A 26815-nucleotide genomic window follows, 5' to 3' on the forward strand; every position below is an offset into this window, starting at 1 on the left:
GCTCACCTCTCCCTGCGGCTGATCAGCACCCGCGCCGCCAGCACGATGATCAGGATGGCGCCATTGGCGGCGACCTGCCAGTCGGGCGGAATGTGCATGAACGTCAAGAGGGGCGATGCCGCCAGCGCCAGCGTCAGCGCGCCGATGACGGCGCCGATCGGCGACACCCGGCCGCCGACGAACTCGCCGCCGCCGAGGATGACGCCGGCGATCGAAAGCAGCGTGTAGCCATTGCCGATATTGGCATCGGCCGAGGTGGTGATGCCGATCAGCGCCATGCCGGACAAAACGCCGAACAGGCCGGTCAGCGCAAACAGCGCGATCTTGGTGCGCAGCAGCGACCAGCCGGCGCGTTTGAGTGCGGCTGAATTGCCGCCCGATCCACGCAGGATGACGCCGTAGGAGGTGCGCATCAGGCCAAAGTGGACGACGGCTGCGATCAGCAATGCCGCGATGATCGGGAACGGAATGAAGGGTGGCTTGAAGGCCATCAGCGCCAGCAGCCAGTCCGGCGCCTTGCCGCCGGGCTTGGGCAGGATCAGGATGGCCATGCCCTGCCAGACAAAACTCATGCCGAGCGTCACCACGATAGAGGGCAGGTTGCGCAGATGGATCAGCGCGCCGAGCAGCGCGTAGACGCCGATCGACCCGAGCAGGATCACGACGCCGAGCAGCGGCGCGTCCTTCAGCCATGTCGCCGTCACGCAGCCGACGAAGCCGACAAAGGTGCCAATCGACAGATCGAGCTCGTTGCCGGCGATGACGAACATCTGCGCGATCGTCGCCAGAGCGATCGGGATCGCCAGATTGAGCATCAGGCTGAAACCGAAATAGCTGATGGCGCGCGGGTTGAGCCAGGCGATGGCGATGAGCACCAGCGCCAGCGACAGTGCCGGCAGCAGGCTGCGCAGCATGCGCGCCCGCCTCGTGGCGCGAGCCGAAGATTTTAGCCCATTCTCGACGGATACCGCTGTCATCTCAGGCCGCATCGCCGAACGACGACTGGATGATCTTTTCCTCCGTCAGTTCGTCGCGACGAAGGTTGGCGACGATCCGGCCGTTCTTGAACACATAGATGTGGTCGCAATTGTCGAGCTCTTCGGTTTCGGTGGTGTACCAGAGGAAAGTGCGGCCATGGCGAGCCTCCTCGCGCACCAGGTCGTAGACTTCGAGCTTGGTGCCGATGTCGACGCCGCGCATCGGATCGTCCATCAGCACGATCTTGGCGTCGGAGCCGAGCGCCCGCGCGAACAGCGCCTTCTGCTGGTTGCCGCCGGACAGCGAGAAGATGTTGTTGTTCATGTCGGGCGTACGGATGCCGATTTTCCGCTGCCACAGCTCGGCGAGCTCGGCTTCGCGCTGCGGCGAGATCAAGAGGCCGTTGCGCAATCGCGCCAGCGAACGGATGCCAATGTTCTCGGCAATCGACCATTGCGGAAAAATCCCGTCCGACTGGCGGTCGCCGGCAACCAGCGCCACCGGCGCGGTGACCTCGATGCCGGTCTTGGCACGGGAAGCCGCAGCAAAGATAGCCAGCAAAAGATCGGTCTGCCCATGCCCGGCAAGTCCGGCAAGACCGATGATCTCACCGGCACGGGCGACGAGCTCGTTGCCGTCCTGCTGTCGCGCCGGGCGCGCCCGGACCCGCAGCGGGCCGGGCTCCGGCTTGCCGCTCGCAATCTCTGCGGCGGTCTTCTCGCGCGCCTCCGCTCCGCCCATCGCCGTCACCAGCCTGTCGCGGTCGAAGGCGTCGGCCTGCCCGGCGGCGACCACCTTGCCGTCGCGCATCACCACGATGCGGTCGGCATTTCCGAGCACTTCGCCCAACACATGCGAGATCAGGATGCAGCTCTTGCCGGCGGCGATGAAGCGGCGCACGAACGCCAGCAGCTGGCCGGCGGTATGCGCGTCGAGCGAGGATGTCGGCTCGTCGAGGATAACCAGCTCGAGCGGCTCCTGCGTGACCGTGAAGGCGCGCGCCACCTCCACCATCTGCCGGCTGGTGATGGAAAGATCACCGACGATGTCGGATGCCGAGATGCTGTGGCCGGGGAAGATCTCGTCGAGCTTGGCGGCGATCAGATCGGCCGCCTTGCGCCGCCAGCCGAAGCCATGCAGCGACGCGTGGTTGATCCGCGTGTTCTCGGCGACGCTGAGGTTCGGGCAGAGCGACAGCTCCTGGAACACACAGCGTATGCCGAGCTGCTGCGCGCGCGGCACCGAATAACTTGCCTCGACACCGCCGCGGACCGCGATCTGCCCGCTGTCGGGGGCAAGCGTGCCCGCCACCATATGCATGAGCGTCGATTTTCCGGCGCCGTTATGGCCGACGAGACCGACGCATTCTCCGGCACAAACGCTGAAATCGACACCGGCGAGCGCCCTGACGGCGCCGAAATGTTTTTCGGCTCCGTCCAGTCTTATGATGTCCAAACTGACGGCGCCGAAAAGCTTTTCGGCGCCGTCCGGCATGATGATGTCTGCATTGGCCTCGGGCATCCCTCAACGATACCCGTTTATCCGTGGCGGCAACAATAGTGCCATGCTCACTTGATGTTGGCCTTGATCGCCGCGATGGCGTCTTCCTGCGTGTATTCGTGGCTGGCGACGCCGCCCTTCGGAATCTTCGGCAGCGCGGCCTCGAAATCGTCCTGGGTGAAGGCAAGATAGGGCACCAGCAGGTCGTGCGGCACGTCGGTGCGGCCGTCGAGCACCTGCTGCGCCACCCAGAAGGCAAGCGTCGATACGCCCGGTGCGATCGATGCCGACCAGGTCTGGTAACCGTCCTTTTCCTTCTGCTCCTTCCACCACTGCAACTCGTCCTGGCGATTGCCCATGATGATGGTCGGGCGTGGCTTGCCGGCGGCGGCGAAAGCCTGCGCCGCGCCGTAGCCGTCACCGCCCTGGTCGACGACCCCGACAACATCCGGCAGCGAAGGCAGGATCGTCGCTACGGCTTTCTGTGCCGTGGTCTGGTCCCAGTCGCCGGTCACCGAGCCGACGATCTTGAACTCGGGATGGGCAGCGACGCCTTCGAGGATGCCGGCATGGATGGCATCGTCGATCGAGGTGCCGGCGAGGCCGCGGATTTCCAGCAGGTTGCCGCCCTTGGGCTGGAACTTGGCCATCTGCTCGACTTCCTGCTTGCCCATGTCCTTGAAGTCGACAACGACGCGGTAGGCGCAGGGTTCGGTGACGATGCCGTCGAAGGAGACGACGACGATGCCGGCGTCGCAGGCCTGCTTGATGGCGCCGTTGAGCGCATCCGGAGACGCCGCGTTGATGACGATCGCGTCATAGCCCTGCAGGATCAGGTTCTGCACCTGGGCTGCCTGCGTCGGCACTTCCTTGTCGGCCGTCGTGAAGACGTCCGCGGCGCCGACCACCTTGTCGGCAACCGCCTTCTTGGTAACGATGGCGTAGCTGTCCAGCATCGCCTGCCGCCAGGAATTGCCGGCGTAATTGTTGGAGAAGGCGATTTTCTTGCCGCTGGTGTCGGCAAGCGCTGTACCTGCGGCGAGCATCGCCGCAAGAGCCCCCAAAACGAATATTTTCCTCATGTCATACTCCTCCCGTGAGTTGCTGTCTTACTGGTGGTTAATGGCTGGCTGGTGGGTATTGGCTGATACGCTCACAATCTTGTTTTTTATCTATTATCAGACAAATGCAGATAGGCGGCAAGCTGTCAACAGCAATCCATGGCCGGCGATCAACTTGCGGTGCAATCATTGAAACCGGTTCGGCTCCTGGTCTAGGGATGGCACTGGAGACCGATCGAATGGCAACGAACCTTGCCCCGGGTGCACCCGGCATTCCGGCGCGCTGGACCTCGAGCGCCAAGAGCGGCGTCGGCACCGCGCTGTCGCCGGCCTGCCCGATCTGGTTCACCATCAGCCACGGTATCCTCAACGAGATCTACTACCCGCGCCTCGATAGCGCCTGCACCCGCGACCTGGGGCTGATCGTCACCGGACCCGACGGCTATTTCTCGGAAGAAAAACGCGACGCCGAACACAGTATCGAACCCCTGGCGGACGGGGTGCCTGCCTACCGGCTGGTCAACACCGCAAGCGATGGAACCTACAGGATCGACAAGCGCATCCTGACGGATCCGGAACGTCCCGTCTTGCTGCAGGAGATCATGTTCACGCCGCTCAAAGGCGCGGGCGCCGACTACCGCGTCTACGCGCTGCTGGCACCGCACCTCGTCAACGCCGGCATGGGCAACACCGCCTGGATCGACGACCATGAAGGACAGCCTGTCCTGTTTGCATCGGGACGCGGCACCTGCCTGGCGCTCGCCTCGTCGCTGCCGTGGAAGGTGTGCTCGGCCGGCTATGTCGGCGTCTCCGACGGCTGGCAGCAGCTTCGTCAAGGCGGCCGGCTCGATCCGGCCTGCCGCAGGGCCGAGGACGGCAATGTCGCGCTGACCGGCGAGATCGCCTTTTCGGCTGCGAACCCCAAAATATTGCTGGCACTGGGCTTCGGCACGACGCCGCAACAGGCGGCGGAAACTGCTTTCGCCAGCCTGAAGCAAGGTTTTGGGCCCGCAGCCAGATCCTACGTCGACAAATGGCGCAAATGGCAGGCCGGATTGCTGCCGCTGGACCGGCATGCGGCGTCCGGCCTCAACAGCTACCGCCTCAGCACGGCGGTGCTGGCGGCACACCGCTCGTCTGCCGGAGCAGCCGTTGCCAGCCTGTCGATCCCGTGGGGCTTCAACAAGGGCGACGACGACCTCGGCGGCTATCACCTGGTCTGGCCGCGCGATCTGGTCGAAACCGCCGGCGGCTTCCTCGCCGCCGGCGACCCGGCGGAAGCCTTGCGCATCCTTGGCTATCTGCGCGCGATCCAGGAGCCGGACGGCCGTTGGCCGCAGAACGCCTGGCTCGACGGATCGGCCTATTGGCCGGGCATCCAGATGGACGAATGCGCCTTCCCGCTGCTGCTTGCCGACGCACTGCGCCGCGCCGGCCATTTGCCGCCTGCCGCACTCTCCTCCTTCATGCCGATGATCGAGCGCGCTGCCGCCTATGTCGTGCGCAACGGCCCCGTCACCGGCGAGGACCGCTGGGAGGAAGACGCCGGCTACAGCCCGTTCACGCTTGCCGTCGAGATCGCCGCATTGCTAGCGGCTGCGGACATCTTCGATGCCGCCGGCAAAACAGAGCCGGCAAACTATCTGCGCGAAACCGCCGATGTCTGGAACGATCAGATCGAACGCTGGACCTACGTCGCCGGTAGCTCCTCAGGCGATGAAGCCGGCGTCGAGGGCCACTATGTCCGCATTGCGCCGCCCGACAAAGCCGGCGCGGCATCGCCGAAAGACGGCTACGTCCCGATCAAGAACCGCCCGCCGGCGGATACGGACCGGCCGGCCGAGGCGATCGTCAGCCCCGATGCGCTGGCGCTGGTCCGCTTCGGCTTGCGGGCAGCCGACGATCCGCGCATCCTCGACACGGTCAAGGTCATCGACGCGCAATTGCGCTGCGAACTGCCGCAGGGCCCGCTCTGGTACCGCTACAATGGCGATGGCTATGGCGAGCATGCCGACGGCGCGCCCTTCGATGGAACCGGCCGGGGCCGGCCCTGGCCGCTGCTGGTCGGCGAGCGCGCTCATTACGAGCTGGCGGCAGGCCGCAGGGATAGTGCGGCAAGCCTGCTCAGGACGTTCGAGAACTCTGCCGGATCGGGCGGCCTGCTACCGGAGCAGGTCTGGGACGGTCCCGACATGCCGGAGCGCGAATTGCGGCATGGCGGGCCCTCCGGCAGCGCCAAGCCGCTGGTCTGGGCGCATTCCGAGCACATCAAGCTGCTGCGGTCGCTGCGCGACGGCACGGTGTTCGACATGCCGCCGCAAGGCGTCAAGCGCTATATCGAGGGCAGGACGGTGTCGCGCTTCAGGGCATGGCGCTTCAACCACAAGATCCGTACCATCCCGGCAGGCAAGGCGCTGCGCATCGAACTTCTGGCCCGGGCGCTGGTTCATTGGAGCAGCGACAATTGGGCAACCGTCCATGACACCGAGACCACCGCGAATGCTTTCGGCATCCATCTTGCGGAATTGCCGGTTGCCGAGATTGCTCCGGGCAATAGCCCGGGCAATAGCATTGTCTTCACTTTCTTCTGGCCCGATAGCGGCCATTGGGAGAATGCTGACTTTTCTGTCGGCATCGGCGATACCGGATAGAGCATGATCCCGCAAAGTGGAGACCGGTTTTCGGAAAAGATCATGCTTCAATCACAGCGCCACTAGATCATCGATCCCTCAAGTAAGGCAGGACGAGACTATGCAGATAGGAATGATGGGACTGGGCCGGATGGGCGCCAACATGGTTCGGCGCCTGCTGCGTGATGGCCACGAATGCGTCGTCTACGATATCAACCCGGCGAGCGTCGCCGCGCTTGTGAGCGCCGGCGCGGTCGGAGCCGCCTCGATGGAGGAGTTCGTCGGCAAGCTGGCGAAGCCGCGCAGCGCCTGGCTGATGCTGCCTGCGGCGATCACCGGCAAGATCGTCGACCAGGTGGCTGCCCTGATGGAGCCGGGCGACATCATCATAGACGGCGGCAATTCCTATTATCACGAGGCCGTCGACCACGCCGCGCGCCTCGCCTTGAAAGGCTTGAGCTATGTCGATGTCGGCACCAGCGGCGGCGTCTGGGGCCTCGAGCGCGGCTACTGCCTGATGATCGGCGGCCCCGACAGCGCGGTCCAGCATCTCGATCCGGTCTTCGCAACGCTGGCGCCGGGCGCCGACGCCGCTTCGCCCGCCCCTGGCAAGGATGCCGGAACCGCTCCCTTCGGCTATCTCCACTGCGGACCAAGCGGCGCCGGCCATTTCGTCAAGATGGTCCATAACGGCATCGAATATGGCGTCATGGCCGCCTATGCCGAAGGCATGAACATCCTGAAGTCGGCGAATGCCGGCAAACGGCAGCGCACCGTCGACGCCGAAACCAGCCCGCTGGAAAACCCGCAATATTACCAGTTCGACATCGACATCGCTGAAGTGGCCGAGGTCTGGCGGCACGGCAGCGTCATCGGCTCGTGGCTGCTCGACCTGACGGCCGGCGTACTGAAGGCCGATTCGTCGTTGACGCAGTTCGGCGGGCGGGTCTCGGATTCCGGCGAAGGCCGCTGGACGCTGAAGGCGGCGATCGACACCGGCGTGCCGGCGCCGGTGCTGTCCTCGGCGCTGTTCGACAGGTTCTCCTCGCAAGGCGAATCCGAATTCGCCGACAAGCTTCTGTCCGCCATGCGCTATGCCTTTGGCGGCCATGTCGAAAAACCCAAAGCCGGCTCGTGACGGGCGACAGGGAGGCACGCCCATGAGCCAGGAACGATCGGACACGCTGGTGCTTTTCGGCGCCACCGGCGATCTCGCCCACAAGAAGATCTTCCCCGCCCTTTACGCCATGGTGGCCAAAGGGACGCTGAACGAGCCGGTGATCGGCGTCGCCTTCGATCCCTGGGACCTCGCCAAGCTGCAGGCGCGCGCCCGCGACGGCATCGTCAACGCCTTGGGCAGCATCGACGACAAGATCTTTGCCAGGCTTGCATCGCTGCTGCGCTATGTCAGCGGCGACTATCGGGCGCCTGCGACCTTCGAGAAGCTGAAGACCGCGCTCGGCAGCGCTGAGCGGCCGCTGCACTATCTGGCGGTGCCGCCGGCGATGTTCGAGGTGGTCGTCCAGGGGCTGGAGCAGTCGGGCGCCGCCCAGGGCGCGCGCCTGATGGTGGAAAAGCCGTTTGGCCACGATCTGCAATCGGCGCGCTGGCTGAACCGGGTGCTGCATCTGGTCTTCGACGAGAAGTCGATCTTCCGCATCGACCATTATCTCGGCAAGGAGGCGATCCAGAACCTGCTCTATTTCCGCTTCGCCAATTCCTTCCTCGAGCCGATCTGGAACCGCAATTACGTCGAGAGCGTGCAGATCACCATGGCCGAGGATTTCGGCGTCGAGGGCCGCGGCCGCTTCTATGACGAGGTCGGCTGCATTCGCGACGTCATCGAAAACCATCTGCTCAACATCCTCTTGCTGCTCGCCATGGAACCGCCGGTCGGCCGCTCGGCCGACGATCTCATCGACGAGAAGGTGCAGGTCCTGCGGGCGATCCGGACGCTGACCAGGGACGATGTGGTGCGCGGCCAGTTCGACGGCTATCTCAACGAGCCGGGCGTGGCGCCGAACTCGCCGGTCGAGACCTTCGCGGCGGTGCGCTTTTTCGTCGATACCTGGCGCTGGCAGGATGTGCCGTTCTTCATTCGCGCCGGCAAATCCCTGCCGGTGCACGCCACCGAGGTCATCGTGCGGCTGAAGCGGCCGCCGCTCGACGTCTTCGATCCGATCAAGCCCGGCGACTGCAATCACGTGCGCTTCCGCATCGATCCGCAGGTGGCGATCTCGATCGGCGCCCGGCGCAAGGCACCCGGCGATGACATGGTCGGTGAGCAGGTCGAGCTCACCGCGCTCGACGATTCGAAGGGCGACATGCCGCCTTACGAGCGGTTGATCGGCGACGCCATGAACGGCAACGGCCAGCTGTTCACCCGCCAGGACGCCAGCGAGCTCGCCTGGCGCATCGTCGGCCCGGTGCTCGGCGACACCACGCCGCCCCCTGTCTACGCGCCAAAGACGTGGGGGCCGGCCGAAGCCATGGCTGGATTCGGGCCGCCGAACGGCTGGATCAATCCAGCGAAATGATTTCTGGGAGGCGAAAGCGATGGCCAAGGCGGTGAAGCAACCGGCATCGGAGGAAGAAAAGATCGTGCTTGCGATCGATATCGGCGGCTCGCACGTCAAGATCCGCACCAGCGCCGGCGGCGACGAGCGCAAGACCGCTTCCGGACCGGAGCTTACGCCGCAGCAGATGGTCGCGGCGGTGAAGACGCTCGCCGAAGGGCTGCACTACGATGTCGTCTCGATGGGCTATCCGGGCCCGGTGCACCACAACCGGCCGCTGACCGAACCCGCCAATCTCGGCAAGGGCTGGGTCGGCTGCGATTTCGCCGCCGAGTTCGGCAAACCGGTCAAGGTCGTTAACGATGCGCTCATGCAGGCCATCGGCAGTTATGAGGGCGGCCGCATGCTGTTCCTTGGCCTCGGCACCGGCCTGGGGGCCGCGATGATCGTTGATAACGTTGCCCAGCCGATGGAGCTTGCCCATCTTCCCTACAAGAAGCGCGGCAGTTTCGAAGACTATGTCGGCGAACGCGGCCTGCAAAAGCGCGGCAAGAAGAAATGGCGCAAACACGTCTTCGACGTGGTCGACCGGCTTCGCGCCGCCATGCAGCCGGATTACGTGGTCATCGGCGGCGGCAATGTCGACGAACTCACCGACTTGCCCGCCGATTGCAGACGCGGCGACAACACACGCGCCTTCGAGGGCGGATTTCGACTATGGCGCGACAAATCCCTGATTATTTGATATTGCTGATTGTCTGATATTATCGAGCACCGGCTCAGGGTTGTTAATCCCGCGCTGCCGTTAGTATTATTATTCAAAATAATGTGTGACGTGGTGCGGCGTCATTGCATTGCGCAGATTTGCCGACTAGGAATTTCTGCGACCCCCATGGACGGAGAGATAGATTGACCGACGACAACAACAACGCTCGCAAACACATCGACCTGCTCGAGCTGACCGCCCATATCGTCTCCGCATACGTCGAGAAGAACCGCTTGCCGGCTTCCGGCCTCGGCGATCTCATCGCCAGCGTCAGCGCTTCCATAGGCGGCCTCGGGCAACCGGCTGTGCCGGTCGCCGCGCCGCTGACGCCTGCCGTCAATCCCAAGAAATCGGTGACGCCGGACTACATCATCTGTCTCGAGGACGGCAAGAAGTTCAAATCCTTGAAGCGCCATATCGGCGTTCATTTCGGGCTGACGCCCGACGCCTATCGCGCCAAATGGGGCCTGCCGTCGGACTACCCGATGGTCGCCCCCAACTACGCAGCCTCGCGTTCGCAGCTGGCCAAGGCGATCGGCCTCGGCCGCAAAGCCCCCCCGCCCACGCCCGTCAAGGGCCGGGGCAGGAAGGCTAAGGCGACGGCCTAAAGCATCGTTCGAAGCCCTGCAAACGCAAGCCTCGAAGATTGGCGGGACAGCGCCCCCCTCTGTCCTGCCGGACATCTCCCCCTCAAGGGGGGAGATCAGCTGCCTCGCCGATGGCGCTACTCTTTAAACGTACAAATCTTTGAACGTACAAATTGCCTTCGAAGCCGGAGACTGGCGAAGGACGTCGCGACGTCCGATCTCCCCCTTTGAGGGGGAGATGTCCGGCAGGACAGAGGGGGGCGCGAAGGAACTCGACCTGCGCGCCAAATAACCCTCTCCATCTCCGCCGAGCGTGGTTGCCGCCTGCAATTGGTATGGCAGCCTGAAAAAAGCTGGAGCCAGGCCGGATTTTTGCGCGCGCCTCCGGCCGAACTGCGCTAAAGGCTCTTTTGGCCGGACCAGCGCCCATCGTGGAAGTGCCCCGCCGGCCGACATCGCCGCCACGGGGCCTTATTCCATGACCACAGAATCCCAAGTACCATCCGACCAGCGCTATGCCGCCTTTCGCCACCGGCCGTTCCTGAGCTACTGGGCGGCGCGCTTCCTCTCGACATTCTCCACCCAGATCGTGTCGGTCGCCGTCGGCTGGCAGATCTACGATCTCACCCGCGACCCGTTCGACCTCGGCCTTGTCGGCATCGTCCAGTTCCTGCCTTCGCTGCTGCTGGTGCTGGTCACCGGCGACGTTGCCGATCGTTTCGGGCGCCGGCTGATCATGGCGCTGGCGGTGCTGGTCGAGGCGGGCTGCGCCTTGGCCCTGCTGCTGCTGACGCTACGCGGCCTCTCCGGGCCGATGCCGGTCTTCATCGTGCTCGCCATGTTCGGCATCGCGCGCGCCTTCTTCGGGCCGGCCTCCTCATCGCTGTTCGCCAATCTGGTGCCGCCCGAGGATTTCGCCAACGCCATCGCCTGGAACTCGTCCGCCTGGCAGACGGCAACCATCGTCGGGCCGGTCGCCGGCGGCCTGCTCTACGGGCTTTCAGCCGAAGCCGCGTACACCACCGCCGCCGTGCTGATGCTGGTTGCCGCCGTGCTGATCTTCACCATCCCTAAGCCTGCCCAGCGCAGCCGGACCGACAGGCCGACGGTACAGACCCTGTTCGCCGGCTTCGGCTATATCTGGAGCGAAAAGATCGTGCTCGGCGCGATTTCGCTCGATCTGTTTGCGGTGCTCCTGTCCGGCGCCTCGGCGCTGCTGCCGGTCTACGCGCGCGATATCCTCGAACTCGGCCCATGGGGGCTCGGCCTGTTGCGCTCGGCGCCCGGCGTCGGCGCCATCTGCGTCGCCATCTGGCTGGCCGGACACCCGATCCGCAACCATGCCGGCCTTGTCATGCTCGGCTTCGTCGCGCTGTTCGGCGCGTTCACGGTTCTGTTCGGCCTCTCGACCATCACCTGGCTGTCGATTGCGGCCCTTGCGCTGCTCGGCGCCACCGACATGTTCAGCGTCTATATCCGCGAGACGCTGATCCAGCTGTGGACGCCGGACGACGTTCGCGGCCGCGTCAACGCTGTCAACCAGGTGTTTGTCGGCGCTTCCAATGAGCTCGGCGAATTCCGCGCCGGTACCATGGCGGCGTTGATCGGCACGGTTCCGGCCGTGGTGGTCGGGGGTGTCGGGGCGATCGCTGTTGCCGGCCTGTGGGCGGTGCTGTTCCCGCAGCTGCGCAAGGTGCGTCATCTCAGGGGGCGAAACTGATTACCGCAGCGCCGGCTTGCCGAAAATCATCGGCAGGAACTCGCCGAGCCAGCGCTTGAGGTGCATGTCCCAGATCAGCCGGCCGCCGAGATGGTCGCGACCGGGCTGCGCGCCGGGCAGTTCGAAGCGGTGCGCGCCGCGCACCACCCAGCGCTGCATCATCGCCCGGGTCAATTCGCCATGGAACTGAATGCCCCAGGCATTGTCGCCATAGCGGAAGGCCTGGTTGGGATAGGTTTCGGCCGTCGCCAAAAGCGTCGCGTCCTTCGGCAGCGAAAAGCCTTCGCGATGGAACTGATAGACCATCTCCGGCCAATGCATCAGCCTGCTGCCCGCTTCGGTCGCCTTCAGCGGATACCAGCCGATTTCGACGAGGCCCTCGCCATGGCCCTCGACCCTGCCGCCGAGATGCTTGACCAGCATTTGCGCGCCGAGGCAGATGCCAAGCAGCGGCCGGTTCTCGTTGAGCGGAATTTTGAGCCAGTCGGTCTCGCGGCGGACGAACTCGTCGCCGTCATTGGCGCTCATCGGCCCGCCGAACACCACGGCGCCGGCATGGCCATCCAGCGTCTGCGGCAAGGCCTCGCCGAGCGGCGGTCGGCGGATGTCGAGATCGAAGCCTTCCTCGATAAGCATATGGCCGACCCGTCCGGGGCTCGAATGCTCCTGATGCAGCACGATCAGGATCTTTGGTCTCGGACTTGGCTTGGGCGGCATTGGAAGGCGGGATCCTGTCTATTCGTCGCTTGAGGTTCCGGCAGCACCAGGAGCCGCGGCGGCCGCCTTGAGGCGCGCCTCGACACGGTCGCGACGTTCGACGCCGATCAGCTCGGCGACCCGCCACACGGTATTGTCCTCGAGCTCGTGCAGCTCGCCATCGGCATAGACGATCTCCCACATCAGGCCGATGAAGGCCTTTCGCGCCTCGGCGTCGAGATGGCGCTTGAGCACGCTGGTGAAAGCGTAGAGGTCGATCGCCTCATTGTCGGCCCGCTCGCCGGCAGCCGCCAATGCGTCGAGTTCGTCGCCGCTGATCGAGTAGCTTTCCGCCAGCACCTTCTTGAACCGTTCCCATTCGGTATCCTGGCGCACCCCGTCGGCGTTCATCACGTGGAAAAGCAGGGCGGACGCGGCAATGCGCGGATCGTCGGCGCTGGGGCTGGCGCCACCACCGGACGGCAGATCCCTTAGAAACGACAAAACGCGTTCGAACATCAAATCATTCCCAATAAGCCCGGGTCCACTCGACCCTGATCAGAACAAACGAAACCGGCGCGTCGATTTATCCGCCGCGTCGTCTGGATCGACGCCGGGGTCGTCGGGCAGCCGCGTCAGCTCCTGCGCCGGCTCGACGGCCTCGGCATCTTCCGGCACTTGGGCAAACGCCGCCGCGGTGATTGGTGTCACATGATCCTCGCCGGCACGGTCGTCCGTCTTCTCCTCGGTCGCTGTGCCCGGTGTCTCCGCCGTGTGCTCGATCGTCCCGGCTCTTTCCTGTACCGGCCTGGCTGGAGCCGCGATGGCCGGCACCGGCGCCTCCGGCGTATCCTCATGACCGTCGATCAACTGTCCGAGCCGCTCCATCGGCGCCCGCCATTCGAATGCGTCGAGCCTGCCGGTGATCGGCGATATCGGAGCCCAGCGCTCGGAGACGACGCCGTCGGCGACCCAGGCCGGGTCGCGCGGCGCTCTCACCGCTTTCGACAGCAACTGCCGCACCTTGCCCTGGTCGGCGGTTTCGGCCTCCTCGATATCGGCCAGCAGCAGATAGGCGCCTTCGCGGCGATCGATGCGGATGGCGGCTTCAGCCTCCCGACGGGCGGTTGAAAACTCCTGGGCATCGAGCGCGGCGCGCGCCACGGCCAGCGAGGCCTCGGCATGGTTCTTCTTCAGTTCCTGCAGCTTCTTTGCCCGGTTCAGCCGGTCGAGCACGGCATCGCCCGGCCTGGCATGAATGTAGAGTTCGGCGATCTCCGGATGGGGCTCGGCCTTCCACGCCGCCTCGAGGATTTTCGAGCCCTTGCGCACGTCGTTCTGCCGAAACAGCAATTTCGCCGCGACGACCGCCGCCGGCGCGAAATCCGGCCGCAGCCGGTTGCCTTCCAGAGCCGCCGTCCGGGCGGCATTAGCATCGCTGTCGATCAGCGCCTGCGCCTTGGCGGTAAGCAGCACGGCGCGGCGCCGGTTGGCGGCGTCACGCTCGATCTGCCGGGTCGACTTCTGGGCGTCGACCAGTTTCAGCGCGCCATCCCAGTCGCCGCGTCCGGTCAGGTCTTCCAGCGTCGATTCGGCCGCCCAGGCCAGTTGCGGCGCCACCGCCGCGGCACGGCCGGCATAGTGGCGGGCTGCGTTGCGGTCGCCGAGCCGCTCGGCCTCGAGATAAAGCCCGCGCAGGCCGAGCAGCCGCATTTCGGGATCATCGAGCATGGTCTCGAACTTTTCGCGGGCGCCTTCATGGTCGCCTTCGAGCAGCGAGGCCTGCGCGTCGAGCAGCTGGATCAGTGGCTCCTGATCGGAGCGGATCAGCTTTGCCGCTTCCTTGGTCTTCTTGCGGGCGAGCGCGCCGTCACCGGCGCCGGCGGCGATCATCCCGGTCGACAGCGCCTGGTAGCCGCGGTCGCGGCGACGCACGCGGAAATAGCGCGAGATCGTATAGGGGCTGTTCCACAGCGCCTTGACCAGCCACCAGACGATCATCACCGCGGCAACCACGGCAACGACCGCCACCGCCGCGACCATCAGGCTGACCTGGTATTGATAGCCGTTGAAGGTGACGAGCATTTCGCCCGGCCGGTCGGCCAGCCAGGCGAAGCCGAGCCCGAGCGCAAAGACGGCGGCAAGGAAGGCGAGGATGCGGATCATTGGGTTCCTCACGCCTTCATCGCGCCGGCGATGAGCGAATCGATCTGCGTCTCGACCTCCATCCGCGCTTTCAGCTTGCCGGCAAAGTCGGCGCCGGCGGCCTTGGCCGCCTCAGGCAGGGTTTCGTATTCGCTGAGCGCCTTGGCGTAGTCGCCCTGGTTGACCGCGACCTCCATGCGCGCGACGGTTTCCGGAACGCCGGTGCCTTCGACGGCGCCGATCGGCCTGACCTTGACCAGCGATTCGGCGCTGGACAGCAGCTTCTGCAGGATGCCGGCATTCTGGTCGATGGGCGTCGCGGCAGCGACCATCGCGTTGGCGGCGCCGTCCGCTTCGGCGGCGATCTCGGAGCGCATCGGGACGCCCTTTTCGGCATAGGTGCGCAACGTCGCGATCTCGGGTGCATCGGGTGAGATCGCGGCAAAGGTTTCGAGCTCGGCGGCGAACGGTGCACCGCGGTCGAGCGCTGCCTTGAGCGCCGAAGCGGCAATGGCCAGTGCGATCTTCGGCTGCGAAGCCTGTGCATCGACCTTGCCCGAGATCTGTGAAACCGACTGTTCCAGGGCCGCAAGCCGGCTGTCCTGCGCCTTTGTCGTCTCGCCGGCCGATTTCACCAGCGCATCGAGCGCGGCCAGCCTTTCGTTGAGCGGGCCGAGATCGACCGGCGCCGTACCGCCGGCCTTGCCGAGGGCCGCGACCGCCGTCTCGATCTGCCTTACCTTGTCGCCAAGTGCTGCCAGGCCGGCATTGTCGCCGGAACCGCCTTGCTCGACCGCCGACTTCAACGTCGCAACGTCCGCCCTGACCTGATCCAGCGCCGACGACAGCCCGTCCACCTTGGCCGATGCGTCATTGTTGGCGCCCGCCTGTCTGAGGTCCGCGACCTCGCGTTTCAGCGAAACGATCTCACCATTGACCGCGTCGAGCGACACGCCGCCCGACCCCGGCGCACCGAGCAGGCCGGCAAATTGCAGCCCGCCGGCCGCGGCGAGGGCGATGACGCCGCCGATAATACCGGCGGCGATGCCGTTGATGCCGCTTCGCTTCGGCAGCGCTGCCATATGGTCGTCCCTCGTCTCAGCTGTCTTCTCGCCGGAACCTGGGATCCCCGGTTCGTTGGCCCCGGTTCCGCTGGATGCATCTTCGAAACTGTAGTCGGAAACCGTGGAGCGCCCGGCCGGCGCATCCGAACCGGCGGGATAAGGGGTTTCCGCTTCCCTGGCAGAATCGACGCCGGCATCCGCCGGCTCTTGCGTGCCGGCCGGCGCGGCTGCGTCGGCATGTTCCCATGGCTCGAGATCGGTCTGGTCCGCATGCACCGGCTCTTCAGGTGGCTCCGGCTGCGAGGCGTTCGCCGCTTCCTCGGCCCGCGCCTCGTCGGTCTGCGAGGTCACGGCATCCTGTTCGTCGGCGACTCGCGAGACGGCGCCAGGCTCAAGCTCGATGGTCACCGGCTCACGGCGGCTCTTGGAATGCCGCATCTTCGGCGTCTTGACCATGCTCGGGCTCCGCAAAGTTCGCTTCGGGATGGTTTGAAGGGTCTAGCACATCACCAAGCGGTGAAAAGGGGCGGCGTGATGACGCCACGGCCTGGAGTTCAGTTTCGGCAAAACGCCGCAGGGCCGAATCCACGTTTCAAGCCAAGGCCCATGCTCGGCACACAAAAAACCCGCCTCGGCGGGCGGGTCGTTGGAGCCAATTAGCACCATAACTAGATTAGTAGCATAGCTGCCGGCACAAAGCAAGAACAAAATGTGCCCGAGCGCAGTCATCCACGTTGGCACTGCCCCTCATCACCCTGCCGGGCACTTCTCCCCGTATAGTGACGGGGAGAAGGGCTCTCACGAGTCCAGACGCTTCTTCTGCAACGCTGGAGGTTGGCGAAATCCTCGGCGAAGGCACCCTCTCCCCGTCACTATACGGGGAGACGATGCCGGCAGGCAGGTGAGGGGCGGCGCCAACCTTTGGAACAAGCTGGCACAGAGCAGCGGCGGATGCCGGTCAGCGCGACGCCTGCAAAAGTCCCAGCAGCGCGTCCTCGCTGGGCTCAGGCGCAATCCGGATCTCGGCGACATCGCCCAAGGCCGCGGCGATGCGCCCCGATAATCCGAAAAAGCGCGTTTTTTCAAAAACACCGCGCAGCACCGGCCGGCTAGCCAGGGCCTGCATAGCGGTGGCCGCCTTGGCCGAATAGAGCAGCACCGCCTCGACCGGCCGGGCGGACAGGCGCGCAAGAACGGCCTCGTCGGAGTAATCCAGGACAACGGTGTCGTAGCTCTCGACGGCGCGGACCTGAACGCCCGACGCCAACAGCCCTTCCTCGAAGTCGGGAAATCGCACCCGCCCGCAGAGATAGACGATCGTCTGCCCCGCGTAACCGCCAGCAAGCGCATCGGCCAGCGCCTCGGCATTGCCGGGGCCTTCGCTGACCGACAGAAACCCGGCAGCGCGGGCGGCTTCCGCCGTCTTCCTGCCGACGGCGTGGCACGGCAAGCCGGCGAGCGCCGCGATGACCTCTTTCGGCGCATGGCGAACGGCATTGGCGCTGGTGACCGCGACCGCCGCGGCGTCAGCGGGCGCGCCGGCATCGACCGGCAGCGCCACGGTTCCGGTCAATGGCAGCAGGATCGGCTGAAAGCCGGCATCCGCAAGCCGGCGCCCCGTGCGCGACGCGCCCGGTTCGGGCCTCGTCACAAGGACGCGGAGCATGTCAGGTCCAGCCATCGAAGAATGTTTCGCCGGCCTTGGCCCGAACGGTCGCCGCGGCTTCCGCGCCAATGCGCGCCGCCTCCTGCGCCGGCCCTTGCAGCCTGACTTCATGCGACTGCGTGCCATCGGGCGAGATGATCAGCCCGGCAAAGGAAACCGTTCCGCCCGATATCGTCGCATGTCCGGCGATCGGCGTGCGGCAGGACCCGTCGAGCGCCGCCAGGAAGGCGCGCTCGCAGGCCAGCGCCTCGCCGGTCGGCCCGTCGTGGATCGCTGCCAGCATCTGTTCCACGTCGCGGTCTCCGATGCGGCTTTCGATGCAGATCGCGCCTTGCCCCGGCGCCGGCGGAAAGACCTCGAGCGGCATCAGGTCGGTGACGACGTCTTCGAGCCCGAGCCGCTTCAGCCCGGCATAGGCGAGGATGGTGCCATCGGCGATGCCGTCGTCGAGCTTGCGCAGCCGCGTCTGCACATTGCCGCGAAACATCACCACTTCGACGTCCGGCCGCATCCGCCGGATCAGCGCCTGGCGCCGCAGCGACGACGAACCGACCCTGGCGCCTTGCGGCAGGCCGGCAATCGTTCGCGCCGCCTTGCCGATGAAGGCATCGCGCGCGTCCTCGCGCGGCAGGAACGCGGACAGGTCCAGCCCCTCGGGCAACAGCGTCGGCATGTCCTTCGACGAATGCACGGCGATGTCGATGCGGCGCGCCAGCAGCGCCTCCTCGATCTCCTTGGTGAACAGGCCCTTGCCGCCGGCTTCCGACAGCGGCCGGTCCTGGATGCGGTCGCCGCTGGTCGAGATGACGACCACCTCGAAAGCTTCCGCCGGCATGCCATGCGCCGCCATCAGTCGCGCCTGCGTTTCATGCGCCTGCGCCAGCGCCAGCGGGCTGCCGCGTGTTCCGATTTTCAAGGTTGTTTGCATGACGCGCCGTCCGTGATAACCCCCGGCAGGTTTTCGGGTTTTCTCCTATCGGGGAAAGGCCGACAGTACAATCTGTACGATTTTTGGACAGCGACGAATTGATCCGCGTTCTGGGCATCGAGACGAGTTGCGACGAGACCGCCGCCAGCGTGGTGGCGCTGGACGGTCGCAGCACGCCGCAAATCCTGTCGAACATCGTGCTCAGCCAGATCGAGGAGCATGCCGCTTTCGGCGGCGTCGTGCCGGAGATCGCCGCGCGCGCCCATGTCGAGGCGCTCGACGGCATCATCGAGGCAGCGCTGGCCGATTCCGGCGTCGACCTCGCCGACATCGATGCGATTGCCGCCACCGCCGGCCCCGGTCTTGTCGGCGGGCTGATCGTCGGCCTGATGACGGCCAAAGCAATCGCCGCGGCAGCCAAAAAACCGCTGATCGCCATCAACCATCTCGAAGGCCACGCGCTGACGGCCAGGTTGACCGACGGGCTCGACTTTCCCTACCTCTTGCTGCTGGTCTCCGGCGGCCATACCCAGATCGTCGCCGTGCGCGGCGTCGGCGACTACCAGCGCTGGGCGACGACGATCGATGACGCGCTTGGCGAGGCCTTCGACAAGACGGCCAAGATGCTCGGCCTGCCCTATCCGGGCGGACCGAATGTCGAGAAGGCGGCGGCAAATGGCGATGCGGCCCGTTTTGACTTTCCGCGCCCGATGAAGGGCTCGGTGCAGCCCGATTTGTCCTTCTCCGGCCTCAAGACCGCGGTCCGCCAGGCAGCCACCGCGATCGCCCCGCTGAGCGACCAGGATGTTGCCGATATCTGCGCCTCGTTCCAGGCGGCGGTGGCGGATGCGCTGGGCGACCGTGTTGCGCGGGCGCTGACCCGGTTCCGTCAGCAATTCCCGGACAAGGCCGAGCCTGCATTGGTTGTCGCCGGCGGCGTGGCCGCCAATCGGACCATCAAGGCGACATTGCAGGGCCTGTGCGAGCAGGCCGGGTTCAGCTTCGTCGCGCCGCCGCTTAACCTCTGCACCGACAATGCGGCGATGATCGCCTGGGCCGGCATCGAGCGCCTGCGCGCCGGCATATCAGGTGAAAACGCCGCCGATTTCGTGCCGCGCTCGCGCTGGCCGCTGGACAGCGTCTCGGCCCCGATGGTCGGCTCGGGCCGGCGTGGGGCCAAGGCATGACCGGTAGCGGGCACAAGGCGCCAAGCGGCTGGCGCGTCGCCGTGCTCGGCGGCGGCGCCTGGGGCACGGCGCTGGCGCTGGCCACGCTGCGCGCCGGTCATTTCGTCCGCCTCTATGCGCGCGACCCGGAGACCGTCGCGGCGGTCGACCGTGGCGAAAATCCGCGCTATCTGCCGGGCATCGCGCTCGATCCCGGCATCGTGGCGACGAGCGACATCGAGGCGGCGCTCGACGGTGCCGACTGCGTTCTGGCGGTAGCGCCGGCGCAATCGTTGCGAATTATGCTGACGGCCGCGTCCAGCCATATGCCGAAAGGCGTCCCGCTGGTCCTCTGCGCCAAGGGCATCGAGCGCGACACCGGCGCGCTGCTATCGTCCATCACCGAGGAAATACTGCCGGCAAATCCGGTCGCCGCTTTGTCCGGCCCAAGCTTTGCCACCGACGTCGCCAGGGGCCTGCCGACGGCCGTCGTGGTCGCCGCCCGCGACGAGGCTCTGGCCACCGACCTTGCCGCCCGCTTTTCGGCGGAAAATCTGCGCTGTTATTCGAGCGACGATCTAATCGGCGTCGAGATCGGCGGCGCGCTGAAGAACGTCTTTGCCATTGCCGCGGGTGCCGTCACCGGCGCCGGGCTCGGTGCCAGCGCCCAGGCGGCGATGGTGACGCGCGGCTTCGTCGAATTGCGCCGCATCGGCGCCGCCTTTGGCGCCAGGCCGGAGACGCTGATGGGGCTTTCCGGCCTCGGCGACCTGCTGCTCACCTGCTCGTCCGCGCAGTCGCGCAATTTCGCCTATGGGCTGGCGCTGGGGCAAGGCAAGCCGCTAGCCGGCCTGCCTTTGGCCGAAGGCGTGCCGACGGCGGCAATCGCCGCCCGCATCGCCGGCGAGCGCCGGATCGACGCGCCGATAATCGCCGCCGTCGCCGCCATACTGGACGGCACCATAACCATAGACCAGGCTGTGTCGGCGTTGATGACAAGGCCACTCAAGACCGAAACCGACATGTAATCGCGAACGATTGCGGAGATGGAAGATGCTGTTTGCGTTGATTTGCAAGGACAAGCCAGGAAGGCTGCAGGTGCGGCTCGATACGCGGCCCAAGCACCTTGCCTTCCTGGAAGGGCTGAACGGCGACAAGAAATTGGCCTTCGCCGGCCCGTTCCTCGACGCCGACGGCAAGCCGAACGGCACTCTCGCCGTTGTCGAGGCGCCCGATCTGGCTGCGGCAAAAGCCCTGTCGGCGGCCGATCCCTATACCAAGGCAGGGCTGTTCGAAAGCGTCGAAATCCGGCAGTGGAACTGGAGCTTCAACAAGCCGGCGGATATCTGATGCATGTCGCGCAAAAGTGTGCAGCGGTTTTGTGATAACGACATGCATACAACAAGAACCTAAAGCGCGTCGCATGAGGCCGGTCGAACGCGACGCGCTTTTAGTCGCGGCGGCACCCTGAGGAGGAGCAACACAATGAACTACTGGCTGTTCAAATCCGAACCTTCGGTCTTCTCCTTCGAGGACCTCAAGGCCAAGGGCAAGGCCGGCACGCAATGGGACGGCGTGCGCAATTATGCGGCGCGCAACAACATGAAGGCGATGCAGATCGGCGATCTCGGCTTCTTCTACCATTCCAATGACGGGCTGGACATCGTCGGCATCGCCGAAGTCTGCGCTCTGGCCCATCAGGACAGCACCACCGACGATCCCCGCTGGGAGTGCGTCGACATCCGCGCCTTCAAGGCCATGCCGAAGCCGGTGACGCTGGAGCAAGCCAAGGCCAATCAAAAGCTGGCCGACATGGCGCTGGTGCGGCTCGGGCGGCTGTCTGTGCAGCCGGTGACGCCGGCCGAATGGCAAGAGGTTTGCCGCATGGGCGGCCTGACGCCGGCGCCATGACGGCGCTGACGCCGGACAGCGCCAGGAAATTCATCCTCGACAACACGGCGCTGATGGCGCCGCCACATGTGCCGGAGATCCGCCTGCACCTGGCCGACGAGGCGTACGAACTGTGGCGGCGGACCGAGGACGAGCTGACCGAAATCGGCCTGCCGCCGCCCTTCTGGGCTTTTGCCTGGGCCGGCGGCCAAGGCCTTGCCCGCTACATCCTCGACAATCCGGCGGCGGTGCGCGGCAAGCGCGTGCTGGACTTCGCCTCCGGCTCCGGCCTTGTCGCCATTGCCGCGGTGAAGGCCGGAGCTGCCGAGGTGATCGCCGCCGATATCGACCCATTCTGCGCGACCGCGATCCGCCTCAATGCCGAGGCAAATGGGACCGAGATAAAATTCCTCATCGGCGACTGCATCGGCAGCGATGCCGGCTGGGACTTGGTGCTGGCCGGCGACGTCTTCTACGACAAAACTTTCGCCGACAGGCTGATGCCATGGTTCGTCGCGCTGAAGGCGCGCGGCGGCGACATCCTCGTCGGCGATCCCGGCCGTTTCTATCTGCCGAGGGCGGGACTGGAACCGCTTGCCGTCTATGAAGTGGCGGTGACCCGGGCGCTGGAGGACGCCGAGGTCAAGCGCACCACCGTCTGGCGCCTTGCTTGACGGCATCGCCGAACAGGCGTTCCATCGCGCAATCGACCGGAGGGAACCATGGATTTTTCAGCAATCAATTGGCTGGCGGTAGTCGTCGCCGCCGTCGTGGCGTGGCTGTTCGGCGGGGCCTGGTACATGGGCTTGAGCAAGCCGTGGCTGAAGGCCGCCAAGCTTGATCCGGCGACGATGAGCAAATCGATGCTGCCCTTCGTCGTCTCCTTCATCGCGGAGCTCGTCATGGCGCTGGTCATGTCGCTGATCATCGGCGCCGTAACCGGCGGCGAGCCGAGCCTGCTTGCCGGGGTGATCTTCGGCTTCGTTCTCTGGCTGGGGTTCGTCGCCACCACGCTTTCGGTCAACCATCGCTACGAAGGTTTCGGCTGGGATCTGACGCTCATCGATGTTGGTCACTGGCTCGGCGTGCTGCTTCTCATCGGCGCGGTGATCGGCTGGTTCGGCGCGGCGGCGGGCTGACCGTCAGCTCGGGGTCCTGGCGATTTCCTCGAGAAGCCAATCGCGAAAGGCGACGATGCGCGGATCATTCGCCGCGGTCTCCGGATAGACCAGGAAATAGGCGAATTCAGGCGCGACCTTGATGCCGAGTTCGAACGGCCGGATCAGCCTGCCTTCGGACAGGTCGTTTGCCACCATGGCGAAATCGGCGAGCGCGACCGCGTTGCCGTCGAGCGCGGCCTGGACGGCATCGGTCGAGTTGCCGAACACGATGGTCCGGCTGTCGTCGAAATCGTCGACGCCCGCCGCCGCCATCCACATGCTCCAATTCGGCCAGGTGACGCCCTGGCGCGACCACTCGATATGCGCCAGCGTGTGATGAAACAGGTCGCGCGGCTCTTTCAGCCGCGGCCCAGCCCGCAGCAAGGCCGGGCTGCAGACGGGGATGATGACGTTTTCGAACAGCCGGTGTGAGCGAAGCCCCGGATATTTGCCGGTGCCGAAACGGATGCCGAGATCGACGTCGTCGCGATCGAAGTCGCGCACCTCGTAACTGATGTCGAAACGCAGCTCGATTGCCGGATGCTGCTTGCGAAAATCGTCGACGCGCCGCATCAGCCACTTCGTCGCGAATTGCGCATCGAGGGTGACCTTCAGCAGCGCCGATCCGCGCGCCGCCTTCTGCGCCCGTGAGACGGCCCGGCCAAGCAGGTCGAGCGCATCGGTCGAAGCTTCGAACAGCACCGCGCCCGCCTCGGTCAGCCGGATCGTGCGGCTGGTGCGTGTGAACAGCACGATGCCGAGCTGATCCTCGATTTCCTTGATCTGATGGCTGACCGCTGCCGGCGTCAGGCCGAGCTCGTCGGCGGCGCGGGTGAAATTGAGGTGCCGCGCCGCTGCCTCCAGCGTCCGCAGCGCACGGGTTCCAGGCAGCAGGCGCACCATCAGTGCCAGACGAGGAGGGTTCGGTCGAGCATTCCAATCATCAAACAAAACTTGAAGATGTAGAAAAAACTACTCGTTTCCCGTTTGAATTTCAATCCGCCATGCTCTGAGCATCGAAGAAACATCAAACCGGATTTGATGTCCGGAGAAGCGGATTGCACCATGTCTGACATCGCCTTGCGCTCGGTAACCCTCCGCCCGGCCTGGCTGCGCGCCGTGCTTGACTGGTTTCGCCATGCAAAAATCGCCGTCAATCTCCCCTGCGAGAATGTCGAGGATCTCTCCGATCGCCAGCTGCGCGACATCGGCGGCGAACGCAAGGACATCGCACGCGCCATGGACCGCGAACTCGGCCGGCTCGGCCTTCTCGACATAGGGTGGCAGAGGCCGAGGAAGCGGATAGGGCAGTAGTGAATGGTGAATGGTGAATGGTGAATGGTGAATGGGAAGCTAGGCGGTGCGCCTGCACATGTCCCTATCGATCGCTTCTCACCACTCACTATTCACCATTCACTATTCACTATTCACTATTCACTATTCACTATTCACTACCTCACCACCCTTACCACCGTCCGCTCCGACAGCAGCGGCAGCAGCCGTGCCATGGTGCGGGCCGTTACCGCGACGCAGCCTTGCGTCGGCGTGAAGCCGGGGCGCGCCAGGTGGAAGAAGATGGCGCTGCCGCGCCCGCGCCGGCGCGGCACAATGTTCCAGTCCAGCACCAGGCAGGCGTCATAGAGATCGTCGGTGCGCAGCATCCGCTCATGGCTGGCGCCATAGGGGATTTTGACCGGGCGGTTGTAGTTGCGGTCCCCAGGCACTTCGCACCAGCCGAGGTCGCGGCCGATCGGCGTCATCGCCAGCGGCGTCCGGCGGCCGCCGGCAAAACGGTCGCCGCGAAAATATCCCGACAATATCCGCATCGAGGCAAGCGGCGTGGCGCCGTCGCCCTCGCGCTTGCCGGCCGAGATGCCGCCATGCCCCAGCGCACATGGAAACACCAGTTTGCCGGCCTGCAGAAAGCCCTGGCTGGGTTGGCCGGGGCGCGCGCGCACGGTGAGCACGGTGAGCCCTTTCGGCAAAATTGCGCCGACTGCATTGCGATCGTGTTTTTTCTTGTATGATCGTGCCACGGAACAAATCACTGTGAACGGCTGTTGTGCCGGTCAGCTTCCGCATAAACAGGCAGCGGTCAACTGAAATCTCTTTTCAAAACAACGGATTGATCCATGACTTCACGCACCATTCTGATCGTCGACGACGATGACGACCTGCGCGGCACCCTTGTCGAGCAATTGTCGCTTTATGAGGAATTCGATGTCCTGCAGGAAGCGACCGCCGCCAAAGGCGTCGCCACGGCGCGTGGCGGGCTCATCGACCTGCTCATCATGGATGTCGGCCTGCCCGACATGGATGGCCGCGAGGCGGTAAAGATATTGCGCAAGGGCGGCTACAAGGCGCCGATCATCATGCTGACCGGCCATGATACCGATTCCGACACCATCCTTGGCCTCGAGGCCGGCGCCAACGACTATGTGACGAAGCCGTTCCGTTTTGCCGTGCTGCTGGCCCGCATCCGCGCGCAGTTGCGCCAGCACGAACAGAGCGAGGACGCCACTTTCTCGGTCGGCCCCTACACGTTCAAGCCCAGCCAGAAGCTTCTGATCGACCCGCGCGGCGCCAAGGTGCGGCTGACCGAAAAGGAAGCCTCGATCATCAAATATCTCTACCGTGCCGACCAGAAGGTGGTGACCCGCGACGTGCTGCTGGAGGAAGTCTGGGGCTACAATTCCGGCGTCACCACGCATACGCTCGAAACTCACGTCTACCGGCTGCGCCAGAAGATCGAGCGCGATCCTTCCAACGCGGAAATTCTCGTGACAGAAAGCGGCGGCTACAAGCTGGTTCCTTAAACATTTCATTATTCAAATAAGCGATCCGGGCGGGGCGCTTTTCGGGTACGGTCCTGAGGCTGGAGGTGGTTTTGGATCGGCCTCGTAGGGGAGGAGTCGGACTGACGGTTCGGGGACATAGCTAGATGGCGCTGGATGACGACATCCGCATCCTGTCCACCGTGAGGCTCTTCGAGGGCTTTACGCAGGAACAGCTGCGTCTGCTCGCCTTCGGCGCCGAAACCACCATGTTGAAAGCCGACCACAAGCTTTACCGCGAGGACGACGAGGCTGATTCGGCCTACATCGTGGTCAGCGGCCGCATCGTGCTCTACCGCGAGCACGACGGCGAGCGCATCCCGATCGGCACCGCCGGCCCCGGCACCATACTCAGCGAACTGGCGCTGATCGCCGACACCAACCGGCTGACCAGCGCCTCCGCCGAAATCGATTCGGAAGTGCTGCGGCTCAGCCGCAAGATGTTCCGCCGCATCCTCGAGGAATACCCGGAACTGGCGGTTCACTTGCACCAGCGCATCTTGGAGGATTTCCAGGCGATGATCCGCCGCATCGAGGAACTTGGGCCGCGTTTTGCCGGCTAATATAGCGCCTCTGGCCTAACCAGATCGATTTCGGAACTGCGGGTGCGTTGCGGAAACAAGCTCGGCCTTGCGCCGTGCCGTCTCCAGTCCGAGCGCAATGAAGCGGCGCGCATGTTTGGCCAGCTCCATATTGTCGGTCCACAGATTGCGCCAGATCGCGGTTTTCCGCGACAGGTTCTCGTCGACGATTTCCGAGGAGAAGGATTCGAAGCTGAGGTCGTCGCTGTAGCCGATGGCGGTCAGCGCATCGAATATCGCGGCAAAATCGATATTGCCGGTGCCGAGGAAACCGCGATGGCTCTCGCCGATATGGACATAGCCGATCTTCCCGACCGCATTGCGAATGGCCAAGCCGACATCGGCCTCCTCGATGTTCATGTGGAAGCTGTCGAGATGCAGGAAGATATTGTCGGAGCCGCTGTCCGCGATGAAGGCCATGCCTTGCGCGGCGGTGTTGAGCAGATTGCTTTCGAAGCGGTTGACGATTTCGAGGTTGAGGGTGACGCCGGCTGATTTTGCCGTGTCCGCCACCTCGGCCAGCGTGCCGGCGCTGCGGTTCCACTGGTCACGCGTCGGCGCCTCGCTCTGCAAGCCGTGGCTGGTGCTGAGGATGCCGGCAACCTTCTGGCCGCCGAGATCGCGGGTCAGCGCGATCGTACGTTCCAGGATTTCGACGCCGTGCGCGGCAATCGTTTTGTCGGCGCTCGAAATATCGCCGTCGGCCGGCAGTCCAATGCTGATCGCAACGCCGAGGCCGAGATCGGCGATCCGCTTGGCCAAGCCGTCAATGTCGACATTGGCGGGGTCGAGATAGGAGAATTCGATCAGGTCGAAGCCGGCTTCCCTGGTGTTGGCCAGCGTCCGCTCGAGGTCGCCCTGCGCCGAGCTCGCCGACCAGACGAATGAGTGGATTCCGATGCGCGACATGATTGTCTCCGGTCATTC

At 65.0% G+C, this 26815-nt stretch carries 27 protein-coding genes; 15 read left to right on the forward strand and 12 right to left on the reverse strand.

The window, feature by feature from the left end; translation table 11 throughout:
* Positions 1 to 2: 2 nt before the first annotated feature.
* The 3 genes from NKI52_RS02725 to NKI52_RS02735 all read right to left on the reverse strand — a co-directional run bounded on the left by NKI52_RS02725 (position 3) and on the right by NKI52_RS02735 (position 3560).
* Positions 3 to 977, reverse strand: a complete 975-nt coding sequence (locus tag NKI52_RS02725) for an ABC transporter permease (RefSeq protein WP_023678190.1) — start codon at positions 975 to 977, stop codon at positions 3 to 5.
* Position 978: 1 nt separating this feature from the next.
* Positions 979 to 2472 carry a sugar ABC transporter ATP-binding protein gene (locus NKI52_RS02730; RefSeq protein WP_352574915.1) on the reverse strand — a complete coding sequence of 498 codons (1494 nt, stop codon included), beginning with the start codon at positions 2470 to 2472 and terminating at the stop codon, positions 979 to 981.
* A gap of 74 nt (positions 2473 to 2546) precedes the next feature.
* Positions 2547 to 3560 (reverse strand): ABC transporter substrate-binding protein, encoded by a 1014-nt coding sequence (locus tag NKI52_RS02735; RefSeq protein ID WP_352574532.1) that lies wholly within the window; start codon positions 3558 to 3560, stop codon positions 2547 to 2549.
* A gap of 218 nt (positions 3561 to 3778) precedes the next feature.
* Between NKI52_RS02735 and NKI52_RS02740 the strand changes: the two genes are divergently transcribed.
* The 6 genes from NKI52_RS02740 to NKI52_RS02765 all read left to right on the forward strand — a co-directional run bounded on the left by NKI52_RS02740 (position 3779) and on the right by NKI52_RS02765 (position 11758).
* The gene (locus NKI52_RS02740; RefSeq protein ID WP_352574530.1) at positions 3779 to 6190 is read left to right on the forward strand and encodes a glucan 1,4-alpha-glucosidase; all 2412 of its coding nucleotides are present in this window, start codon (positions 3779 to 3781) and stop codon (positions 6188 to 6190) included.
* Between the two features lie 100 nt (positions 6191 to 6290).
* The gene (gene gnd, locus NKI52_RS02745) at positions 6291 to 7307 is read left to right on the forward strand and encodes a phosphogluconate dehydrogenase (NAD(+)-dependent, decarboxylating) (protein ID WP_352569460.1); all 1017 of its coding nucleotides are present in this window, start codon (positions 6291 to 6293) and stop codon (positions 7305 to 7307) included.
* Positions 7308 to 7329: 22 nt separating this feature from the next.
* Complete coding sequence (zwf, locus tag NKI52_RS02750) at positions 7330 to 8706, forward strand: glucose-6-phosphate dehydrogenase (RefSeq protein WP_352451309.1); 1377 nt, start codon at positions 7330 to 7332, stop codon at positions 8704 to 8706.
* A 19-nt stretch (positions 8707 to 8725) separates the two neighbouring features.
* A complete protein-coding gene (locus tag NKI52_RS02755; RefSeq protein ID WP_352623014.1) occupies positions 8726 to 9430 on the forward strand; it encodes an ROK family protein in 705 nt (234 codons plus the stop codon).
* A gap of 164 nt (positions 9431 to 9594) precedes the next feature.
* Positions 9595 to 10059: a Ros/MucR family transcriptional regulator gene (locus tag NKI52_RS02760; RefSeq protein WP_023678197.1), complete on the forward strand. Its 465-nt coding sequence runs from the start codon at positions 9595 to 9597 to the stop codon at positions 10057 to 10059.
* A 457-nt stretch (positions 10060 to 10516) separates the two neighbouring features.
* Complete coding sequence (locus NKI52_RS02765; protein ID WP_023678198.1) at positions 10517 to 11758, forward strand: MFS transporter; 1242 nt, start codon at positions 10517 to 10519, stop codon at positions 11756 to 11758.
* Here NKI52_RS02765 and NKI52_RS02770 read toward each other — a convergent pair whose 3' ends face one another.
* The 6 genes from NKI52_RS02770 to hemC form a co-directional block, all read right to left on the reverse strand.
* Positions 11759 to 12475, reverse strand: coding sequence for a glutamine amidotransferase (locus NKI52_RS02770; protein WP_292657163.1), 717 nt, complete (start codon positions 12473 to 12475; stop codon positions 11759 to 11761).
* Positions 12476 to 12493: 18 nt separating this feature from the next.
* Positions 12494 to 12973, reverse strand: coding sequence for a tellurite resistance TerB family protein (locus NKI52_RS02775; protein WP_023678200.1), 480 nt, complete (start codon positions 12971 to 12973; stop codon positions 12494 to 12496).
* Positions 12974 to 13012: 39 nt separating this feature from the next.
* Entirely contained in the window at positions 13013 to 14620 is a 1608-nt protein-coding gene (locus NKI52_RS02780; RefSeq protein WP_352578132.1) for a heme biosynthesis protein HemY, read from the reverse strand.
* A gap of 8 nt (positions 14621 to 14628) precedes the next feature.
* Positions 14629 to 16119, reverse strand: a complete 1491-nt coding sequence (locus NKI52_RS02785; RefSeq protein ID WP_352696953.1) for a COG4223 family protein — start codon at positions 16117 to 16119, stop codon at positions 14629 to 14631.
* Between the two features lie 502 nt (positions 16120 to 16621).
* Positions 16622 to 17329: a uroporphyrinogen-III synthase gene (locus NKI52_RS02790; RefSeq protein ID WP_352578130.1), complete on the reverse strand. Its 708-nt coding sequence runs from the start codon at positions 17327 to 17329 to the stop codon at positions 16622 to 16624.
* Position 17330: 1 nt separating this feature from the next.
* Positions 17331 to 18257 (reverse strand): hydroxymethylbilane synthase, encoded by a 927-nt coding sequence (gene hemC / locus NKI52_RS02795; RefSeq protein WP_352696955.1) that lies wholly within the window; start codon positions 18255 to 18257, stop codon positions 17331 to 17333.
* 101 nt (positions 18258 to 18358) lie between these two features.
* Between hemC and tsaD the strand changes: the two genes are divergently transcribed.
* The 6 genes from tsaD to NKI52_RS02825 all read left to right on the forward strand — a co-directional run bounded on the left by tsaD (position 18359) and on the right by NKI52_RS02825 (position 22452).
* Positions 18359 to 19444: a tRNA (adenosine(37)-N6)-threonylcarbamoyltransferase complex transferase subunit TsaD gene (gene tsaD, locus NKI52_RS02800; RefSeq protein WP_352697078.1), complete on the forward strand. Its 1086-nt coding sequence runs from the start codon at positions 18359 to 18361 to the stop codon at positions 19442 to 19444.
* Positions 19441 to 20451 (forward strand): NAD(P)H-dependent glycerol-3-phosphate dehydrogenase, encoded by a 1011-nt coding sequence (locus NKI52_RS02805; RefSeq protein ID WP_352623010.1) that lies wholly within the window; start codon positions 19441 to 19443, stop codon positions 20449 to 20451. Before tsaD ends, NKI52_RS02805 begins: the two co-directional genes overlap by 4 nt.
* Before the next feature lie 25 nt (positions 20452 to 20476).
* Complete coding sequence (locus tag NKI52_RS02810; RefSeq protein ID WP_352509118.1) at positions 20477 to 20773, forward strand: YciI-like protein; 297 nt, start codon at positions 20477 to 20479, stop codon at positions 20771 to 20773.
* A gap of 135 nt (positions 20774 to 20908) precedes the next feature.
* Positions 20909 to 21334, forward strand: a complete 426-nt coding sequence (locus NKI52_RS02815; protein ID WP_352456302.1) for an EVE domain-containing protein — start codon at positions 20909 to 20911, stop codon at positions 21332 to 21334.
* On the forward strand, positions 21331 to 21987 hold the full coding sequence (locus NKI52_RS02820) for a class I SAM-dependent methyltransferase (RefSeq protein ID WP_352697080.1): 657 nt from the start codon (positions 21331 to 21333) through the stop codon (positions 21985 to 21987). Before NKI52_RS02815 ends, NKI52_RS02820 begins: the two co-directional genes overlap by 4 nt.
* A 48-nt stretch (positions 21988 to 22035) precedes the next feature.
* Positions 22036 to 22452: a DUF1761 domain-containing protein gene (locus NKI52_RS02825; protein WP_352636956.1), complete on the forward strand. Its 417-nt coding sequence runs from the start codon at positions 22036 to 22038 to the stop codon at positions 22450 to 22452.
* A 3-nt stretch (positions 22453 to 22455) separates the two neighbouring features.
* Here the strand turns inward: NKI52_RS02825 and gcvA are convergent, their stop codons facing one another.
* On the reverse strand, positions 22456 to 23376 hold the full coding sequence (gene gcvA, locus NKI52_RS02830; RefSeq protein WP_352696957.1) for a transcriptional regulator GcvA: 921 nt from the start codon (positions 23374 to 23376) through the stop codon (positions 22456 to 22458).
* A 162-nt stretch (positions 23377 to 23538) separates the two neighbouring features.
* On the opposite strand from gcvA, the gene NKI52_RS02835 reads away from it, so the two are divergent.
* Complete coding sequence (locus NKI52_RS02835) at positions 23539 to 23787, forward strand: hypothetical protein (protein WP_352696959.1); 249 nt, start codon at positions 23539 to 23541, stop codon at positions 23785 to 23787.
* Between the two features lie 137 nt (positions 23788 to 23924).
* Here the strand turns inward: NKI52_RS02835 and NKI52_RS02840 are convergent, their stop codons facing one another.
* Positions 23925 to 24461: a L,D-transpeptidase family protein gene (locus NKI52_RS02840; protein WP_352578133.1), complete on the reverse strand. Its 537-nt coding sequence runs from the start codon at positions 24459 to 24461 to the stop codon at positions 23925 to 23927.
* Positions 24462 to 24605: 144 nt separating this feature from the next.
* On the opposite strand from NKI52_RS02840, the gene NKI52_RS02845 reads away from it, so the two are divergent.
* On the forward strand, positions 24606 to 25289 hold the full coding sequence (locus NKI52_RS02845) for a response regulator transcription factor (protein WP_023680479.1): 684 nt from the start codon (positions 24606 to 24608) through the stop codon (positions 25287 to 25289).
* A gap of 125 nt (positions 25290 to 25414) precedes the next feature.
* Positions 25415 to 25870 (forward strand): Crp/Fnr family transcriptional regulator, encoded by a 456-nt coding sequence (locus tag NKI52_RS02850; RefSeq protein WP_023680480.1) that lies wholly within the window; start codon positions 25415 to 25417, stop codon positions 25868 to 25870.
* Positions 25871 to 25885: 15 nt separating this feature from the next.
* On the opposite strand, the gene NKI52_RS02855 is transcribed toward NKI52_RS02850, so the two are convergent.
* The gene (locus NKI52_RS02855) at positions 25886 to 26797 is read right to left on the reverse strand and encodes a sugar phosphate isomerase/epimerase family protein (RefSeq protein WP_023680481.1); all 912 of its coding nucleotides are present in this window, start codon (positions 26795 to 26797) and stop codon (positions 25886 to 25888) included.
* Between the last annotated feature and the right edge of the window lie 18 nt (positions 26798 to 26815).

The sequence above is a fragment of the Mesorhizobium sp. M0590 genome (genome assembly GCF_040320905.1).
Taxonomy (GTDB): Bacteria; Pseudomonadota; Alphaproteobacteria; order Rhizobiales; family Rhizobiaceae; genus Mesorhizobium.

What these genes read in the sequence shown, in the direction of transcription:
- NKI52_RS02725 (WP_023678190.1), bottom strand. Translation starts at nt 977, where the DNA reads ATGACAGCGGTATCCGTCGAGAATGGGCTAAAATCTTCGGCTCGCGCC.
- NKI52_RS02730 (WP_352574915.1), bottom strand. Translation starts at nt 2,472, where the DNA reads ATGCCGGACGGCGCCGAAAAGCTTTTCGGCGCCGTCAGTTTGGACATC.
- NKI52_RS02735 (WP_352574532.1), bottom strand. Translation starts at nt 3,560, where the DNA reads ATGAGGAAAATATTCGTTTTGGGGGCTCTTGCGGCGATGCTCGCCGCA.
- NKI52_RS02740 (WP_352574530.1), top strand. Translation starts at nt 3,779, where the DNA reads ATGGCAACGAACCTTGCCCCGGGTGCACCCGGCATTCCGGCGCGCTGG.
- gnd (WP_352569460.1), top strand. Translation starts at nt 6,291, where the DNA reads ATGCAGATAGGAATGATGGGACTGGGCCGGATGGGCGCCAACATGGTT.
- zwf (WP_352451309.1), top strand. Translation starts at nt 7,330, where the DNA reads ATGAGCCAGGAACGATCGGACACGCTGGTGCTTTTCGGCGCCACCGGC.
- NKI52_RS02755 (WP_352623014.1), top strand. Translation starts at nt 8,726, where the DNA reads ATGGCCAAGGCGGTGAAGCAACCGGCATCGGAGGAAGAAAAGATCGTG.
- NKI52_RS02765 (WP_023678198.1), top strand. Translation starts at nt 10,517, where the DNA reads ATGACCACAGAATCCCAAGTACCATCCGACCAGCGCTATGCCGCCTTT.
- NKI52_RS02770 (WP_292657163.1), bottom strand. Translation starts at nt 12,475, where the DNA reads ATGCCGCCCAAGCCAAGTCCGAGACCAAAGATCCTGATCGTGCTGCAT.
- NKI52_RS02775 (WP_023678200.1), bottom strand. Translation starts at nt 12,973, where the DNA reads ATGTTCGAACGCGTTTTGTCGTTTCTAAGGGATCTGCCGTCCGGTGGT.
- NKI52_RS02780 (WP_352578132.1), bottom strand. Translation starts at nt 14,620, where the DNA reads ATGATCCGCATCCTCGCCTTCCTTGCCGCCGTCTTTGCGCTCGGGCTC.
- NKI52_RS02785 (WP_352696953.1), bottom strand. Translation starts at nt 16,119, where the DNA reads ATGGTCAAGACGCCGAAGATGCGGCATTCCAAGAGCCGCCGTGAGCCG.
- NKI52_RS02790 (WP_352578130.1), bottom strand. Translation starts at nt 17,329, where the DNA reads ATGCTCCGCGTCCTTGTGACGAGGCCCGAACCGGGCGCGTCGCGCACG.
- hemC (WP_352696955.1), bottom strand. Translation starts at nt 18,257, where the DNA reads ATGCAAACAACCTTGAAAATCGGAACACGCGGCAGCCCGCTGGCGCTG.
- NKI52_RS02805 (WP_352623010.1), top strand. Translation starts at nt 19,441, where the DNA reads ATGACCGGTAGCGGGCACAAGGCGCCAAGCGGCTGGCGCGTCGCCGTG.
- NKI52_RS02810 (WP_352509118.1), top strand. Translation starts at nt 20,477, where the DNA reads ATGCTGTTTGCGTTGATTTGCAAGGACAAGCCAGGAAGGCTGCAGGTG.
- NKI52_RS02815 (WP_352456302.1), top strand. Translation starts at nt 20,909, where the DNA reads ATGAACTACTGGCTGTTCAAATCCGAACCTTCGGTCTTCTCCTTCGAG.
- NKI52_RS02820 (WP_352697080.1), top strand. Translation starts at nt 21,331, where the DNA reads ATGACGGCGCTGACGCCGGACAGCGCCAGGAAATTCATCCTCGACAAC.
- NKI52_RS02825 (WP_352636956.1), top strand. Translation starts at nt 22,036, where the DNA reads ATGGATTTTTCAGCAATCAATTGGCTGGCGGTAGTCGTCGCCGCCGTC.
- gcvA (WP_352696957.1), bottom strand. Translation starts at nt 23,376, where the DNA reads ATGGTGCGCCTGCTGCCTGGAACCCGTGCGCTGCGGACGCTGGAGGCA.
- NKI52_RS02835 (WP_352696959.1), top strand. Translation starts at nt 23,539, where the DNA reads ATGTCTGACATCGCCTTGCGCTCGGTAACCCTCCGCCCGGCCTGGCTG.
- NKI52_RS02845 (WP_023680479.1), top strand. Translation starts at nt 24,606, where the DNA reads ATGACTTCACGCACCATTCTGATCGTCGACGACGATGACGACCTGCGC.
- NKI52_RS02850 (WP_023680480.1), top strand. Translation starts at nt 25,415, where the DNA reads ATGGCGCTGGATGACGACATCCGCATCCTGTCCACCGTGAGGCTCTTC.
- NKI52_RS02855 (WP_023680481.1), bottom strand. Translation starts at nt 26,797, where the DNA reads ATGTCGCGCATCGGAATCCACTCATTCGTCTGGTCGGCGAGCTCGGCG.